This window comes from Maribacter litopenaei (assembly GCF_025244665.1).
Taxonomy (GTDB): domain Bacteria; phylum Bacteroidota; class Bacteroidia; order Flavobacteriales; family Flavobacteriaceae; genus Maribacter; species Maribacter litopenaei.
This window is the reverse complement of the sequence record NZ_CP104205.1, coordinates 2,219,374-2,234,464: the sequence shown is the minus strand read 5'-3', so window position 1 is coordinate 2,234,464 and position 15,091 is coordinate 2,219,374. Positions and strand designations below refer to the sequence as shown.

Annotated in this window: 17 protein-coding genes and 1 tRNA gene; 9 read left to right on the top strand and 9 right to left on the bottom strand. The window is 41.8% G+C overall.

Annotation, left to right across the window (positions count from 1 at the left end; genetic code table 11):
• The first annotated feature begins 73 nt into the window (after positions 1-73).
• The 5 genes from NYZ99_RS12130 (at position 74) to NYZ99_RS12110 (ending at position 5,090) form a co-directional block, all read left to right on the top strand.
• Positions 74-1,795 carry a GMC family oxidoreductase gene (locus NYZ99_RS12130; RefSeq protein ID WP_260571417.1) on the top strand — a complete coding sequence of 574 codons (1,722 nt, stop codon included), beginning with the start codon at positions 74-76 and terminating at the stop codon, positions 1,793-1,795.
• 4 nt (positions 1,796-1,799) lie between these two features.
• Positions 1,800-2,522, top strand: coding sequence for a gluconate 2-dehydrogenase subunit 3 family protein (locus tag NYZ99_RS12125; RefSeq protein ID WP_260571416.1), 723 nt, complete (start codon positions 1,800-1,802; stop codon positions 2,520-2,522).
• A 13-nt stretch (positions 2,523-2,535) separates the two neighbouring features.
• Positions 2,536-3,354, top strand: a complete 819-nt coding sequence (locus NYZ99_RS12120; RefSeq protein ID WP_260571415.1) for a sugar phosphate isomerase/epimerase family protein — start codon at positions 2,536-2,538, stop codon at positions 3,352-3,354.
• A 111-nt stretch (positions 3,355-3,465) separates the two neighbouring features.
• The gene (locus NYZ99_RS12115) at positions 3,466-4,314 is read left to right on the top strand and encodes a sulfatase-like hydrolase/transferase (protein WP_260571414.1); all 849 of its coding nucleotides are present in this window, start codon (positions 3,466-3,468) and stop codon (positions 4,312-4,314) included.
• The gene (locus tag NYZ99_RS12110; RefSeq protein WP_260571413.1) at positions 4,284-5,090 is read left to right on the top strand and encodes a sulfatase/phosphatase domain-containing protein; all 807 of its coding nucleotides are present in this window, start codon (positions 4,284-4,286) and stop codon (positions 5,088-5,090) included. The genes NYZ99_RS12115 and NYZ99_RS12110 overlap by 31 nt, the downstream gene beginning before the upstream one ends.
• A 1-nt stretch (position 5,091) precedes the next feature.
• On the opposite strand, the gene NYZ99_RS12105 is transcribed toward NYZ99_RS12110, so the two are convergent.
• From NYZ99_RS12105 to NYZ99_RS12085, 5 genes are read right to left on the bottom strand one after another with little or no spacing between them, the layout of a single operon-like run.
• Positions 5,092-5,430, bottom strand: coding sequence for a TIM barrel protein (locus NYZ99_RS12105; RefSeq protein WP_260571411.1), 339 nt, complete (start codon positions 5,428-5,430; stop codon positions 5,092-5,094).
• Positions 5,312-6,082: a sugar phosphate isomerase/epimerase family protein gene (locus tag NYZ99_RS12100; protein ID WP_260571409.1), complete on the bottom strand. Its 771-nt coding sequence runs from the start codon at positions 6,080-6,082 to the stop codon at positions 5,312-5,314. Before NYZ99_RS12100 ends, NYZ99_RS12105 begins: the two co-directional genes overlap by 119 nt.
• Positions 6,083-6,121: 39 nt before the next feature.
• On the bottom strand, positions 6,122-6,292 hold the full coding sequence (locus NYZ99_RS12095; RefSeq protein ID WP_260571407.1) for a hypothetical protein: 171 nt from the start codon (positions 6,290-6,292) through the stop codon (positions 6,122-6,124).
• A gap of 4 nt (positions 6,293-6,296) precedes the next feature.
• Positions 6,297-7,907: an arylsulfatase gene (locus NYZ99_RS12090; protein WP_260571406.1), complete on the bottom strand. Its 1,611-nt coding sequence runs from the start codon at positions 7,905-7,907 to the stop codon at positions 6,297-6,299.
• Between the two features lie 6 nt (positions 7,908-7,913).
• A complete protein-coding gene (locus NYZ99_RS12085; protein WP_260571405.1) occupies positions 7,914-8,894 on the bottom strand; it encodes a glycoside hydrolase family 130 protein in 981 nt (326 codons plus the stop codon).
• Positions 8,895-9,176: 282 nt separating this feature from the next.
• On the opposite strand from NYZ99_RS12085, the gene NYZ99_RS12080 reads away from it, so the two are divergent.
• The 4 genes from NYZ99_RS12080 (at position 9,177) to NYZ99_RS12065 (ending at position 11,809) form a co-directional block, all read left to right on the top strand.
• On the top strand, positions 9,177-9,890 hold the full coding sequence (locus NYZ99_RS12080) for a M15 family metallopeptidase (RefSeq protein WP_260571404.1): 714 nt from the start codon (positions 9,177-9,179) through the stop codon (positions 9,888-9,890).
• A gap of 179 nt (positions 9,891-10,069) precedes the next feature.
• On the top strand, positions 10,070-10,822 hold the full coding sequence (locus tag NYZ99_RS12075; protein WP_260571403.1) for an alpha/beta hydrolase: 753 nt from the start codon (positions 10,070-10,072) through the stop codon (positions 10,820-10,822).
• A gap of 195 nt (positions 10,823-11,017) precedes the next feature.
• Positions 11,018-11,091 (top strand) — tRNA-Pro (locus NYZ99_RS12070).
• Positions 11,092-11,518: 427 nt separating this feature from the next.
• Complete coding sequence (locus tag NYZ99_RS12065) at positions 11,519-11,809, top strand: hypothetical protein (protein ID WP_260571402.1); 291 nt, start codon at positions 11,519-11,521, stop codon at positions 11,807-11,809.
• A gap of 20 nt (positions 11,810-11,829) precedes the next feature.
• Here NYZ99_RS12065 and NYZ99_RS12060 read toward each other — a convergent pair whose 3' ends face one another.
• From NYZ99_RS12060 to cydB, 4 genes are all read right to left on the bottom strand, one after another.
• On the bottom strand, positions 11,830-12,672 hold the full coding sequence (locus tag NYZ99_RS12060; protein WP_260571401.1) for a universal stress protein: 843 nt from the start codon (positions 12,670-12,672) through the stop codon (positions 11,830-11,832).
• Positions 12,673-12,820: 148 nt separating this feature from the next.
• Positions 12,821-13,234 (bottom strand): DUF6691 family protein, encoded by a 414-nt coding sequence (locus NYZ99_RS12055; protein WP_260571399.1) that lies wholly within the window; start codon positions 13,232-13,234, stop codon positions 12,821-12,823.
• A gap of 3 nt (positions 13,235-13,237) precedes the next feature.
• Entirely contained in the window at positions 13,238-13,795 is a 558-nt protein-coding gene (locus NYZ99_RS12050; RefSeq protein ID WP_260571398.1) for a YeeE/YedE family protein, read from the bottom strand.
• A gap of 256 nt (positions 13,796-14,051) precedes the next feature.
• On the bottom strand, positions 14,052-15,089 hold the full coding sequence (gene cydB, locus NYZ99_RS12045; protein WP_260571396.1) for a cytochrome d ubiquinol oxidase subunit II: 1,038 nt from the start codon (positions 15,087-15,089) through the stop codon (positions 14,052-14,054).
• Positions 15,090-15,091 lie beyond the last annotated feature (2 nt).

Below are 15,091 nucleotides of genomic sequence, written 5' to 3'. Positions count from 1 at the left end.
TATTCTGAATAGGAGTATATCGGGTAATTCTTGAATTATTCTTTAAATTGTACAATAAACCAAAGACCAAGTTATGCAGATAAAAGAATCCTCCGAAGTGTATGATGTTATTATTGTAGGCTCCGGGGCAGGTGGCGGAATGGCCACCAAACAATTAGCGGATGCAGGATTGAATGTAGCCGTTGTAGAGGCCGGTCTGTTTTTTGACCCAGCCGACCCAAAGACAATGACGCAATTAAAATGGCCCTATGACTCTCCAAGAAGAGGTGCGGGTACAGACAGAGCTTTTGGGGAATGGGACCAGTCCTGGGGCGATTGGGAAGTTGAGGGGGAACCTTACACCCATGAAGAAGGAACGGATTTTAAGTGGTGGCGAGCCAGGATGCTGGGCGGGCGTACCAATCACTGGGGACGTATTTCATTACGATTTGGACCAAAGGATTTTAAAGGCAAATCTAGGGATGGTCTTGGCGAAGATTGGCCCATTGGTTATGAAGATGTAAAACCCTACTACGATAAGTTGGACAAGTTGATAGGAGTTTTTGGTACCAAAGAGGGAAGGGAAAACGATCCTGATGGATTTTTTCTTCCACCGCCAAAACCAAGGCTTCATGAATTGTTTTATATCAACGGTGCTAAAAAAACCGGAATCCCGGTAATTCCAGGAAGGCTATCCATGTTGACGAAACGAATTAACAATGATAGGGGTGTATGCTTTTATTGTGGACAATGTGGTCGTTCCTGTCAAGTCTACGCCGATTTCTCGGCCGGTAGCTGCCTTATTTTTCCAGCACAAAAAAATGGGGGAAAAGTAAAGCTGTTCGTGAACTGCATGGTTCGTGAGGTGACTACCAATGAGGAAGGTAAGGCCACAGGGGTGTCCTATATAAACAAAGAGGATAGAAAGGAATATAAGTTAAAAGGTAAAGTAGTAGTATTAGGCGCTTCCGCTTGTAGTTCTGCTAGGATACTACTTAACTCCAAAAGTAAGCAACATCCTAATGGATTAGGTAACAGTAGTGATGCAGTGGGTAGATATCTTCACGATTCCACCGGTGCCAGTGCTGCGGGTGTCATTCCAGGTCTAATGAATCGAAAGGTGTCCTATAATGAAGATGGTGTAGGAGGGATGCATGTCTATTCTCCTTGGTGGGGCGATAATTCCAAATTGGACTTTCCAAGAGGATATCATATTGAGGTTTGGGGTGGTATGAGCCAACCAAACTACGGATTTGGATTCGATCCTAATGCCATGAACAAATTTTTCGGACTTAAAGTCGGCGGCTATGGTGACAGTCTACGGGACGACGTGAAAAAATACTATGGTTCCGTTATTGGATTTGGAGGCCGTGGAGAAGCTATTGCGTTTAAGGAAAATCGATGTGAAATAGACCCTACTACTGTCGATAAATACGGTATTCCGGTATTAAAGTTCAATTACAAGCATTCGCAGTATGAAATCAACCAGGCCAAGCATATGCAGGATACTTTTGAGGAACTCATTCATAATATGGGAGGTATACCATTAAGTGAAAAACCAGGTAAAGACCAAAATTATGGATTGCTAGCCCCTGGACAAATCATTCACGAAGTGGGTACGACCCGAATGGGTAATGATCCAAAAACGTCGGTAACCAATAAGTTCCAGCAACTTCACGACTGTGATAATGTGTTTGTTGTGGATGCAGGATCCTTCGTTTCACAAGCGGATAAAAACTGTACGTGGACTATCATGGCGCTGTCCTGGAGGGCATCGGACTATATCATTGAACAATTGAAGCAACAAAATATTTAAGAAGATGGACAGAAGAAAGAGTTTACAAACCCTAATTCTTGGAGGAGCCGCTGCTGGGTCAGGCTTAGTTTTCAATTCCTGTAAAACAGAGAATACAGAACCTATAGACCAGGCCATTACGGAAAGTAGCGATAAATATTTTGGAAGAACCCCTGCGGAACTGGAACGCTTGGAAAAGCTACAGGCAGAGCAGTTGTTCAATGAACACGAAATGGAGACGATAGCGGCATTGAGTGTTGTCATACTTCCCCCAAAGGAACCCCACGGTGCACCTATTGAAGCAGGCGTTCCTGATTTGGTTGAATTTATGGGAAAGGATATTCCTGATATGGCGCCCACATTGCTAGGAGGGCTAATGTGGTTGGACCATAAGAGTAATACTGAATTTGGAACTGAATTTAAGACGGCCACCTTGGAACAAAAGAAACAGATTTGTGACGAGATTTGTTGGCATGATATTGAAAAACCTTTATCCGAACAGCCCTTGGAAATTCAATTCTTCTACATGATGCGAGGTTTGACCGTAACGGGTTATTATACTTCAAAAGTGGGGATAGCCGACTTAGGTTATAAAGGCAACCAACCGAATGTCCGGGATGGAGTGCCCCAAGATGTCTTGGATCAACATGGTGTAGCATATGACCCGGAATGGATTGCCGGATGTGTCGATCAGAGCAAACGAAATGTCATTGCGGAATGGGATGATGAAGGAAATCTTCTCACATAATAACACAATCAATATGAAAAGACTTGTATTTGTATTGGTCATTGCCTTTACTGCAGTAAGTATTAATGCCCAAGAAGTTGGTCTACAATTGTATAGCTTAAGAAATCAATTTAAGGAAGATGTACCTGGTACATTAAAACTTATTAATTCTTGGGGTATTTCAAAAATTGAAGGAGGAGGCACTTACGGAATGCCTCTAGATGAATTTCAGGGACTTTTGAGGGACAACAAACTAAGTGTAGTAAGCGTAGGAGCCGATTTTAATGACTTGGAGCAAAATGTGGAGAAAGTTATTCAAAATGCGAAGGATTTTGGGGCGAAGTATGTCATGTGTGCGTGGGTTCCCCATGATGGGAATAATTGGGCCTTGGAAGAGACCAAACATGCCACTGATGTTTTTAATGCCGCAGGAAAGCGATTAAAGGAAGAAGGGTTGACCTTGGCGTATCACGCCCACGGCTACGAGTTCAGACCGTATGAGGACGGCACTTTCTTCGATTATATGGCCAAAAATGCGACCGACTTCACTTTTGAACTGGATGTATATTGGGCCAAACATGGCGGAGCGGACCCAGTAGGTCTGATGAAAAAGTATCCAGGTAAAATGACCTTGCTACATTTAAAAGATATGGAACACGGGGTGAAGGGTAATAATACCGGCCATGAGGACGTAGAGACAAACGTGGTTTTGGGTACAGGACAAGTAGATATTGCCGGTGTAGTAGCTGAGGCTAAAAAACTTGGACTGGAATACATGTTCATTGAGGATGAGTCCTCCCGAGTCGTGGAACAAGTTCCTAAAAGCCTACAATTTTTGGAAAGTCTTGAATAGATTATCTTAAATGGAATCCGAATAAAGTAAAGCCCTTCATTCTAAATCTATGAAGGGTTTTTTATTTGTACCAATAAAATATAAATTTAGGGAAACTTCATATGGATTGATATGCAACCAAAATATCCTATTATCCTATTCGCCATTTTAGTACTGGTAGGCTGTCTTCAGGAACAGCGAAACGAAGAAAATATCCCTCAGGAAAATTTACCAAACATTGTTTGGCTGGTCGCAGAAGATCAATCTCCGGAATGGTTCCCAATGTACGGGGATTCTACCATTTCTTTACCAAATCCGGAGTCACTGGCGGCAGATGGAGTTGTCTTTACGAATGCTGTGGCTCCGGTTCCGGTATGCGCCCCTGCCGTAAGTGCATTGATATCAGGAATGTACCCAACCACCCTTGGTACACATAATATGCGTACCTATACACCATGGTTAGCGGTAAACCAGCCAACGTTGGATAGTCTGCCTAGCTATTCCCCAATAGTCCCTGAAGGTGTCAAGATGTTTCCTGAGTATCTACGAAAAATAGGATATTATACGGCCAATGGCCCAAAGGAGGATTATAATTTTGAAAAGACCGATGCAGCCTGGGATGAGAGTAGTGGAGAACGCCATTGGAGAAAACGTAAAAATGGACAACCCTTTTTTGCTGTGTTCAACTATTCCGTATGTCATGAGTCCCAAGTATGGAATCGAGGTAAGGATTCACTTTATGTAGATCCGCAAAACGTTAAGGTTCCGCCCTATTTCCCCGATACGGAAGTAATACGTCATGATTTGGCTGTAAACTATAGCAACCTGAAGCGTTTGGATGACCAGATTGGAAAGGTTATAGATGATTTGAAGGAAGATGGATTGTATGAAAACACGATTATTTTTTTCTATGGTGACCATGGGGACCTTTTCCTCGACATAAAAGGGCTTTGTACGATACTGGAGTTAAAGTCCCGCTGATTGTAAAATTTTCTGAAAATGAGAAAGCTGGAAGCTATGATGACCGTTCGATCAGTTTTATAGATTATGGGCCTACGGTACTTTCCCTAGCGGGAATAGAACCTCCAAAAGTAATGCAGGGTATGGCGCAGTTTGGTCAATATGCTGTTGATAAAAAACCAAAATATACATTTCATACCTCAGATCGGTTTGATGAAATTTATGATCGCTTGCGCGCCGTTCGTAGCAAGCGTTACAAATACATCAAAAGTTACAATACGGAACTAAGTCACGCGTTGCCTGTTTCCTATCGCGAGCAAATGCCGATGATGCAAGAGTTACGTAAACTTTATAACGAAGGAGCCTTGAACGAACAACAGGCAGCTTGGTTGCATCCCACCAAACCGGAAGAGGAATTGTACGATTTGCAAAACGACCCTTTTGAACTGAACAACCTCGCGGGAAACCCCGATTTGCAGGATACACTCATCTTCTACCGAAACATTTTAGATGAATGGATTAAGGAAAGTAAGGATTTGGGAGGTATACCGGAGCGGGAACTTATCGATAAATGGCTCCCCGATGGTAAGGCAAAGCGTTTGCCTCCCTTGGAGGTAGCCATGAGGGATTCCGTCGTGCAATTGATTTCCCCGCAAAGGGACGCTACAATTGTCCGGAAACATTCCCAGGATTCTATTTGGAAGGTCTACATAAAACCGCTTTCCAAAGATTTGAATTTTGAAGCCAAGGCGGAACGAATTGGTTATTTGGATAGCGAAATTTTAAGGATGGAATAGGTTAGTAATGTCCCGCTTTTTGTAGTGCTGAACTCAAAACCAATACCGAGCTTTCAAAACTCTTTTTGAGCAAGGCATCGGCATCCATGCTATCCCAATACCCTTTGTTGAACAACTCTACCGAAAATCCACCTCTAAACCCGGCTTCAAAGAGTTTTGGAACTATATAATCATAAGGGCAAACTCCTTCTCCAGGTAGCACGCGATCGGCATCCGTTAACTTATCGTACGTGGGTTCCGAGGGATAATCGTTCATGTGTATGACAGGCAATTTTGCACCATTGAGCACATCCACTGTATCCCATGAGTTTCCACCTCGGTGAACATGATAACAATCCAATAACATGGTAGCTTTTGGATGCCCAGGAGGCAATGACTATCCGGGCACAGTCCGATATTTTATGTAGGGCTCCCATTCCCCAAAGTTCAATAACGGGAATGACCCCTGTTTCTTCCTCCAAATCGAGAATGGCACGGTAACGTTCTGCATATTCGCCCATATTTGAAGGTTCAAGATTTGAAATTCCCATGACAGGTGCGGCAATATGTTCTCCTCCCAATTCCTTAATGATCTTCATCTCCTCTCGCAGTTGTTCTATGGCCTTCCTTCTTTTATCAGGGTCATCACTGCACCATTCCGAAAAACCAATGATATTTTCCAGCTTTAGGTTACCTTTTTCCAACTTTTCTTTTAAAGCCTGCGTGGTACCTCCTTTTTCCAAATAGGTCATGATGTCCCGCATCCAAAGTTCAATCCCGTCAAATCCGGCTGCGGCCACTTTTTCAATTTGAGCATCCACAGGTAGTTGGTATGCCATTAAGGTTGAGGCATTTAGACTCACCCTAAATGGGAGTGAATGCGTTGGTTCTTGTGTATACTTCCGTACATCCTTTGGAGTGGTGCTGCCAAAGGCCAGTCCGGATGTAGCCGAAACGGCAAATAAGGTTCCAGTTTTTAATAGGTTTCTGCGGGTAATATTCTTGGTTGACATAAAATGTGGTTTAAGGGAGCACAAAATAGAAAAAAGTAATCAGTCTATGCGTTCAAATTGTAAAAGTCGAACATCAGGACCTGTACTTTTTATTCGGTTAGCCTTTAAAATAAGAGGCCTTCTACCAGTATCCAGTTCCAAAATGCCCATGTTAAGCGATTTAAAATCCTTTACATAGGATTCCATACGCTCCACCCGGTCGTTTTCCATACCCTTAAGAGGTGGGTCGTATATTTCTCGGAATTGTGGTTGTTAATATGTTATTATCTTGTTTTAGCGATATCTCGGCACCTGCATTTCCCTCGGGTAGGGTATAATAGAGGGTAACCTGATATTTACCCTTTTTTAAAGTTTCTACATCCCAGTAAATCGAATCCTTGGTTTGGGTCCAATTCGTAAAAAAAGTGTTATTGGGAAAACGGTTACTTCGTTGTATTTGGCCCGATGGAATTCCATCCCTTGCCGGCAGCTGTGTGAATGTGAAATCGGGATGGCCTAAGGTAAAGGGTCGATTATCAGTTTCTTTGGTTATCGGTGGGTATTGGGCTAACCAAGTGAATTTTTCTTGTACCAAGGAATCTCGAATTTTTGAGTGCTTTTCGGAAATGTCTTCTTTTTGTTTTGGGTCGTTGACCATATCGTACAATCGGTTTTCATCATCTAAGCGGTACCGTTGTGTTCTTAAACTGGTGCGACCGGCCCAGTGGTTGTAAATAATACGATCCTTGAATGCCGATTTTGGTTCAAAAACCCATGGTGCCAAGTTTACCCCGTCCGTTTCCAATTTGTCTTCAGAGATATCCAACAATCCCAATAGGGTAGGGGTAATATCCACGGAGCCACCGATTCTATTTACGGTGATGCCCGCTTTTATATGGTCCTTCCATCGGATAAAAAAGGGCGTTTTAACACCGCCTTCATCGGTTGTACCTTTCTTACCCCGTAATCCGCCGTTCCACCGCCATCCATTGGGGCCATTATCGGATAGATATATGACTATCGTGTTTTCCTCCAACCCAAGCGTTTTTAAATGCTCTGAAATCCGACCTACATTCGAATCGATATTTTCCACCATGGCCAAAGCGGCCCGTGTAAATTGAGGGTCTTCCTCCTCCGGATTTTGATATTTCATCACAAGCTCTTTGTCCTTGAATCGGTTCCAAAATAAATCCGGAACCTGCATAGGACTATGGGGCGTATTCAGTGGAAGGTAGACAAACAAGGGCGCATCTTTATGGGTTTGTATGAAGGAAATAGCATGATCGGTAAGGTCGTCTGCCAAGAAACCATTGCCATGAACCAATTCCCCATTGTGTTCCAATAGCGGACTAAAATAGTTGCCCCAGTGCCCCGAAGCAAATCCGTAAAATTCATCAAAACCCCTGGCGTTGGGATGATACGGAGGTTGCATACCGTTATGCCATTTTCCAAAGGCGGCGGTTTTATATCCGTGGTTTTTTAAGATATCGGCAATTGTGGGTACACCAATGTCCATGCGCTCTCCGCCTGCCGAGGTATCATGCACCCCAAGTCGGGTAAAGTATTTTCCGGTCAAAAGTTCGGCCCGAGTGGGGGAGCAGACAGGTTGTACGAAGAAATTGGTAAAGGATACCCCTTTTTTGGCAATGGCATCGATATTGGGAGTGTTCAGATTGGTATTGCCATGAAAGCTCAAGTCGCCCCATCCTTGATCATCGGCCATGATAAGGATTACATTAGATCCCTGAACTTTTTTTTCAGAGGCAACCTGAGTCACTTCCTTACAATTGGTCAAAAGTAAAAGAAGCAAAATAGCGGAGGTACCTATTTTTAAAATCCTGTACATGCCATATTATTCCTTAATCGCCAATCCCACCATGGAATCGGCCGTCCCATAATACAGAAACCATTGGTCCTTAAAATAGACCAATCCTTGGATAAAGGTGGTTCCGGCCTTGTATTGCCCGCTGACTTCATGGGGCAAGCTGGGGCAAATGAAAGGAGTTTCCAGTCGTTCTAGCATCTTGGTTGGGTTTTCTTTATCAAATAGCACTTGCCCGCCACAATAGGTGCCTTCCGGATATTGGTCGGTAGCACCTTCACCTGAAAGATTCTTGCCATTATACAGCAATAGAATTCCATTTTCGGTATATAAGGCCGGAGGCCCCGGTTCCGTTAAGTGACTATCGAACTCGTTTAAGGTCGGTTTAAACACATGAAGGAGTTCGCCATTGTCATCAAGTAGGGGTGTCCAGTCGATTCCATTTTCACTTTCGGCAAGATTTACAAAAAGTTCTCCCCAATACATGAGGTATTTACCATTGAATTTTTTGGCGATTAAGCGGCCATTGGTTAATTCCGTCACCACGGAACCCGACTTGCTCCAAACATCCAAGAATTTACCGTCGTGAGCCTTTTGAAATATGGGGCCATGGTTGGACCAATTTTTCAAATCATCTGAAGAGGCTACGGAAAGTCCGGCTACATCTTGGTTCCAACTAGTATAGTACATAAGGTACGTGCCATCAGGTGTTTCTACAATTCGAGGATCTTCCATACCACCAGGGTAGTCCCATTTTTTAAATGCGTCGTCCTGTGGAAAGAAAACCGGTTCCGGATACTTGGTGAAATCAATACCATTGGTACTATAGGCGAGCCCGATTCTTGAGGTGCGTCCGCCTAAAATGGCATCGGGGTTGTCCTCGGCACGAAACAGGAGAAAAACGGTATCGTTTTTTACAATGGCCCCCGGATTAAAAACATCTGCCTTTTGCCATCGGACTTCCTTTTGGGTAATGGGATCGGTAAATATGTAGGTAGAATCCGGAACCATTATTGGATTTTTTCAGCCTTTTCAAAACCCAATAGCCATTGGGAAGAGGGTTCTTCTCCAGTTGGCTCGGTTGTCCCTGATTTATTTTTGCAGGCTAAAAAAAGGATAAGGATACTAACGAGGGAAATTTTTGAATACATAGTTCGGATTTGATTTTTCACAAAAATCAATTTACGCATATTTACATCAATCATCATGAAAAATTGGAATCCCACCTTCATATGAAGTAGGTTTTAGGAAGTTCCCTCAATTAGATGTAATTTAATCGCAATAATTGCAGGTATGAAATACATTTTTGGAATGCTTTTCTGTCTATTGATTGTTTCCTGTAAGTCGGGAAATAAAAAGGAAAAAGAGGCGGCAATCCCCGAAAAAATAAAGAAAAAGGATACCATGATCGAGGCAGCACCAGTTTCAGAAGTGCGACTAAGGAGTTTTGATGGACTGGCCGATACCACCTTTATAAGGCTGGCCGACTTTAGTGATGACTTTGCCTATGACATGCGCTATGCCACTGAAAATAACTTTTTAAAGGCTAAGGTGTATGAATGTGCCGAATGCTACACCCGGGTCAAAACCGCGAAGGCCCTAATTGCCGCTAATAAGGACTTTTTAAAAGAAGGTGTAAAAATAAAGTTCTACGATTGCTATAGGCCCAATTCCGTTCAGTACAAGATGTGGGAGATTGTTCCCAACCCGCAATATGTGGCGAATCCGGTAAAAGGATTCATACATAATAAGGGCGGGGCAGTGGATATTACCTTGGTGGATCTGGACGGGAAGGAATTGAATATGGGAACCGATTTCGATTTTTTTGGTAAAAGGGCCTATCACGATAATACAGATCTTCCCCAAGAAATTTTGGACAATAGAAAATTATTAAAGGAAACGATGGAAAAGCATGGCTTTTGGTCGATACGCACGGAATGGTGGCACTATAACCTGTCATCTGCATCCAATGAAAAAATAGCCAACTTTACCTGGGATTGCGAATAAAATAATAGAAAAATGGAAACGCCAAAAAAACTAGTTTACGGAATAATTTTCTTAATAGGTATAACCATGTATTCACAAGATACCATTATACCCTTATGGCCAAAGGGTAAGGTCCCAATCACATTCATAGTAACGAAAAGGAGACTCATAGAGAAGAAGGTATTCTCATTATTAGTAAGGTGCAAGACCCTACTATTGAGGTGTATTTGCCTTCAGCAAGAAATGCTACCGGTGAGGCCATGTTGATTTTCCCTGGTGGGGGATATGGTGTTTTGGCCTATGATTGGGAAGGAACGGATATAGCGAAGTTTTTAAACGGAAAGGGCATAGCTGGTATTGTCGTGAAGTACCGATTGCCTTCTGATGTATCGCAAGTGGAAAAGCACAATGTACCGTTGATCGATGCTCAACGTGCCATACGTTTGGTGCGTAGTAAGGCCGATGGTTGGAATATTAAGACGGATAAAATCGGGATTATCGGGTTTTCTGCTGGGGGTCATTTGGCTTCTACCTTAGGTACACATTATAATGAAAAGGTCTATGAAGCCGTGGATGCTGTTGATCAACTTAGTACCCGCCCGGACTTTATGGCGCTTGGGTATCCGGTCATTACCTTTGGCTTAAACACTCATGGCGGTTCCAAGAAAAATTTAATTGGTGAAAATCCCACGGAAGCCATGGTCGAGCACTTTTCAAATGAAAAACAAGTATCTGCTGAAACACCGCCCACCTTTCTCATGCACGCTACGGATGATGGAGGGGTTCCAGTAGAAAATAGTTTGCTATTTTTTCAGGCACTTAAAGATAAAGGGGTATCTGCGACGATGCACATTTATCCTAAAGGCGGACACGGATTTTCATTGGCCGGAAACGATATACACCTTAGAGGTTGGACAGAGCGACTATTCGAATGGATTGAAAGTTTGCGCTAGTTTAAAATTTGCAAAAAGATAGGGAGTAATCTATTTTACTTTTTTATTTTTGCCATCCGAATTCGGGATGTAGCCCTTCGACACTTCGTCTGCGCTCAGTGCAGGCGAGCTCAGGATAAACTGCACTAGAGGATGTTCTAGGTCATTTGAAAAACTACGAGGCCAACACAAAAGTTGGTGTTATTTATTAAAATTCGGGATGTAGCGCAGTCCGGTAGCGCACTCGGCTGGGGGTCGAGTGGTCGCAGGTTCAAATCCTGTCATCCCGACTGAATGTTAAAGTGAACTGTGAAAACAGTTCACTTTTTGCTTTTAAAGGGGGCGCAAACAAAATTTGTATAAGTGTTTGAAAGCAAAAAGTGCGAAGGTGGTAACCTTCACTTTGTCATTTGCTATGAGGGTTTTGAGGATTATCTAGATCCCTTCCTTTTTTGAATTTATGAAATTTCATCTTTTCTATTTTCAGCATTGGATGTAAAAGGATTCTGTAAATCCTAATTTCTTGAAAAGAATTAAAGCTTAATTTGCAATGAAAGTTTGTTGAGATTCTCCAAGTTCTTCCCTTTTTAGGAGAAATTCTTACATTCTTTAATTTGAAGAAATAGCGGTTTATAAGGATAATATAAATCCTACCATCCTATAAATAATTACAAATTTATACTGGATTTTCATTCAAAAAGGTGACTAAATAAAATCATGTTATATATTAAGAAGAATGAACCTACCAGAAAACTAAAAATTGTTTCAATCCCGGATAAAGGAGTTCAGGTGGTAAAAAACTTGAGGACGGATATACAGGTACTCAATAGGGCCTACCCCACTATAGATATCGATTTTGTGGAGGTTGAGGATGAATTTGGTCCAAAGAAAATAGAGGAGCTTTCAAAGGAATGGAATATTCCTACCAATTTCATGTTCATCGGCTCTCCCGGCGATAAATTTCCGTATCGATTGGAGGAACTTGGGGAGGTACGTCTAATTATTTAACGAGAATGAAAAGCACATATTCACTGTAACGACTTTTGGTTAATAGATAGTATTGGGATTCTAATTCGCGACTCCATAGTTTTGATCAAATCCTTGTGAAACAATTTTTTAAATATTGTTGGCTCCTCACGTTCCAAAAGAGCGATTAGGTTAGGGTTTTCATCCCCGATGAACATGCGCAAACCTTGGGGAACTGTTTTGGCATTTATTACATTAAACGAAATTGTACTATCCCCAACCTTTTCAAGTACCATTTCCTTAAACCACTCCATTTGCTCCTTTCCTTTGGCGTTTGTATTTGTATCCACATGGACAACTTTGATTTCTAAATTTTGCATTTTAAAAACTTGTAGTACCTGCTGAATAGCCTTAATGTCTTCTTCCTCAAAGTCGGTTGCGTAAACAATCGATGTTATGGCAGAGAATTCAAAAGCATTTGGAACGATCATCATTTTACAATTGATATGCCTTAGTAGACTATTGGCGATATTTCCTGAAAACACACCCCTTTTGCTGTGTTCATCCTTCATACCAATTATCAATAGATTACAATCCAAATGTAGGGTGTATTCCATGATGGTATGCGTAATGGAAGCTCCATATTCGGAGGTAAGGAACATGGTTAGATTTTTTATATTTTCTACCGAATTTTCATGGCAATAGCTCCTCAAGAGTTGTAATTTTTCCTTTTTTAGCCCCCTTTGAATCTGCTCCTCCGTTTTGATGGTTTTTCCGGCAATGGGTGGAATATCGTAGACATAGAGTACCACCAACTTGGCACTTAACTGTAAGGCCAGTTTTTGGGCATATTGTAACGTAGATATGGAGTTTTTAGAACAATCGGTCGCATATAGAATAGTCATCGGGATAGGTTATGGGTTAACCGAAAACTACACATAAAGCGACACCTAGGGAATGATAAAAATCATACCATTCATAAAGGAATTTGATTAAGTTACTTTTTGGACTTCACTCAACTAATCCGAAAAAATGGGTGGAAATTGTAGCTAGCTAGTGAGGCAATTTGTCTTTAAGTAATCCATAAAGGAAAGTTCCCAAAATCGACGCAGCAATTACTACCAAAATGGGAACATAGCCCGCACCGACCAAGGTGAACATGGGTCCTGGGCAAGCACCTGCCAAGGCCCAACCCAATCCGAAAAGTATTCCTCCAAACATATAACGGCTAAAACTCTTGGCCTTAGGTGGTATTTGGATCGTTTCTCCATAAAAGGACTTAATAGGTACTCTTTTGATCATTTGTACCGTAATAATTCCAATTAGCACCGTAGAACCTATGATACCATACATGTGGAAGGATTCAAATTTGAACATCTCATAAATCCGGAACCAGGATGCTGCTTCAGATTTGAACATGGTGATTCCGAAAACGATTCCGATCAATAAATAGGATAGGGTTCTCATAGTTTAAAATATTAGGGGGAAAATAAGATGGATCATAATCAAACCACCGATAAAGAACCCTACAACGGCAATCAGTGATGGGAACTGAAGGTTGCTCAATCCGGAAATGGCATGGCCGGAGGTGCATCCTCCTGCATAGCGGGTACCAAAACCTACCAAGAGTCCGCCAATAGACAAAAGCGCAAGACTTTTGAGGTCTGTCATGGCTTCCATATTAAATAGTTCTGTGGGTAAATAGGTCTTACCTGCGCTGCTAAAACCAAGCTCATTAAGAGTGCTCACCGTATCAGGGTTAATTGCAACGGCCGCATCGGTGGTCATAAAATGTGAACCAATAAAACCACCGATAATGGCACCTAATACCACTACTAGGTTCCAGCGTTGCGCCTTCCAGTCAAATCTAAAAAAATCAGCTTTATTGCCTGCACCACATATAGTACATAAGATCCTAAGGTTGGAGGACATTCCAAAGTTCTTTCCTACCATTAATAATAGGAACATCACCAAAGCAATCATCGGCCCGGAAACATACCAAGGCCAAGGTTCATAAATCCAGTCCATAACAATTTTTATGAGGCAAATATATGACATTGATCAGGTTTTGGTCTGTAACAAAGGTTACAAATAGCAATACCCTATATAATTGTCGATTATTTGTTCAAGAAAGATGTATTAGACCTTATTTCATTTTTTGATTACCAAAGGATAATACTTGACACAAAATACTGATTTCAACGATAATTTGAGTTCGTCCCCGTAGTAACATGAAAAGAGCACCCATTTGGATGCTCTTTTATTAACAGCCATTGCTCATACCTCAATAACTGGTATCGTCCAATTTTACTTTGCCATGAAAGGTTTTGTATAAAAATAAAAAGTATCCCGCTAGAAGTGGTGCGCCGATTAATACGATGGTCAGCATAATTCCCAATGATTTTTGGGAAGAGGCCGCATTATAAATGGTTACACTATATCCTGGGTTAACTGTTGATGGCAAAAGCACGGGATATAGTTGAAATGCCACCAACATTAATAAAAATGCCATAATCAATGATGAAAACACCAATGCGTACGCATATCTTTTTTTAGAAACCAATCTGGGTACATTGGCTACCGCCGGAAACGCAAGTATCGGTAGAATAAAGAAAATGGGCTGCTCTTTAAATTTATCGGTTACCCCGTGAAGGAAGGTAAGGGTGTATAATGAGGTAATAGCAAAGCTGATAATGAAGAAAACCATTCCTTTTTTCAAGAGATAGGAAAGTCTATCATGCAGCTTGCCTTCTGTCTTTAACAACAAAAAAATTGCTCCTTGGGTCATAAAAATGGACAGGGTAGTGAGGCCCGTCATGAGGGCATATGGGTTTAAAAAAGTTAAAAAGATGCCTCCCCTATATTCAAAGTTTTCATGAAGTTCAAAGCCTTGGAGAATGTTTCCAAGAACAACGCCCAAAAGAAAACCTATAAGGGTATTGGATACAAAATAGACGACATCCCAAGTTTTTCGCCACCAGGTCATTTCTTCCGAACTTCTAAATTTAATGGCCGCCGAGCGTAAAACGAGCAACATCAAAAACACCATAAAAGGAATATACATGGCCGAAAGCATGGTAGCATACATGACCGGAAACCCGGCGAATAGGGCACCTCCTCCAATAATCAACCAAACTTGGTTAGCGTCCCACAATGGTCCAATGGCGTTTATGGCAATTCGTCTGCTCAAATCCTTTCTAAAAAACAAATGCCAAGCCCCTGCACCATAATCAAAGCCCTCCAAAATGGCATAACCTGAAAACAGCAATCCCACTACTAAATACCACAGCGTTGGATAATCTATCCCTAAAAATGTTTCCATGA

What these genes read in the sequence shown, in the direction of transcription:
- NYZ99_RS12125 (WP_260571416.1), top strand. Translation starts at nt 1,800, where the DNA reads ATGGACAGAAGAAAGAGTTTACAAACCCTAATTCTTGGAGGAGCCGCT.
- NYZ99_RS12100 (WP_260571409.1), bottom strand. Translation starts at nt 6,082, where the DNA reads ATGTCAACCAAGAATATTACCCGCAGAAACCTATTAAAAACTGGAACC.
- NYZ99_RS12065 (WP_260571402.1), top strand. Translation starts at nt 11,519, where the DNA reads ATGTTATATATTAAGAAGAATGAACCTACCAGAAAACTAAAAATTGTT.
- NYZ99_RS12050 (WP_260571398.1), bottom strand. Translation starts at nt 13,795, where the DNA reads ATGGACTGGATTTATGAACCTTGGCCTTGGTATGTTTCCGGGCCGATG.
- NYZ99_RS12095 (WP_260571407.1), bottom strand. Translation starts at nt 6,292, where the DNA reads ATGGAAAACGACCGGGTGGAGCGTATGGAATCCTATGTAAAGGATTTT.
- NYZ99_RS12055 (WP_260571399.1), bottom strand. Translation starts at nt 13,234, where the DNA reads ATGAGAACCCTATCCTATTTATTGATCGGAATCGTTTTCGGAATCACC.
- NYZ99_RS12085 (WP_260571405.1), bottom strand. Translation starts at nt 8,894, where the DNA reads ATGGTTCCGGATTCTACCTACATATTTACCGATCCCATTACCCAAAAG.
- NYZ99_RS12115 (WP_260571414.1), top strand. Translation starts at nt 3,466, where the DNA reads ATGCAACCAAAATATCCTATTATCCTATTCGCCATTTTAGTACTGGTA.
- NYZ99_RS12060 (WP_260571401.1), bottom strand. Translation starts at nt 12,672, where the DNA reads ATGACTATTCTATATGCGACCGATTGTTCTAAAAACTCCATATCTACG.
- NYZ99_RS12130 (WP_260571417.1), top strand. Translation starts at nt 74, where the DNA reads ATGCAGATAAAAGAATCCTCCGAAGTGTATGATGTTATTATTGTAGGC.
- NYZ99_RS12090 (WP_260571406.1), bottom strand. Translation starts at nt 7,907, where the DNA reads ATGTACAGGATTTTAAAAATAGGTACCTCCGCTATTTTGCTTCTTTTA.
- NYZ99_RS12120 (WP_260571415.1), top strand. Translation starts at nt 2,536, where the DNA reads ATGAAAAGACTTGTATTTGTATTGGTCATTGCCTTTACTGCAGTAAGT.
- cydB (WP_260571396.1), bottom strand. Translation starts at nt 15,089, where the DNA reads ATGGAAACATTTTTAGGGATAGATTATCCAACGCTGTGGTATTTAGTA.
- NYZ99_RS12080 (WP_260571404.1), top strand. Translation starts at nt 9,177, where the DNA reads ATGAAATACATTTTTGGAATGCTTTTCTGTCTATTGATTGTTTCCTGT.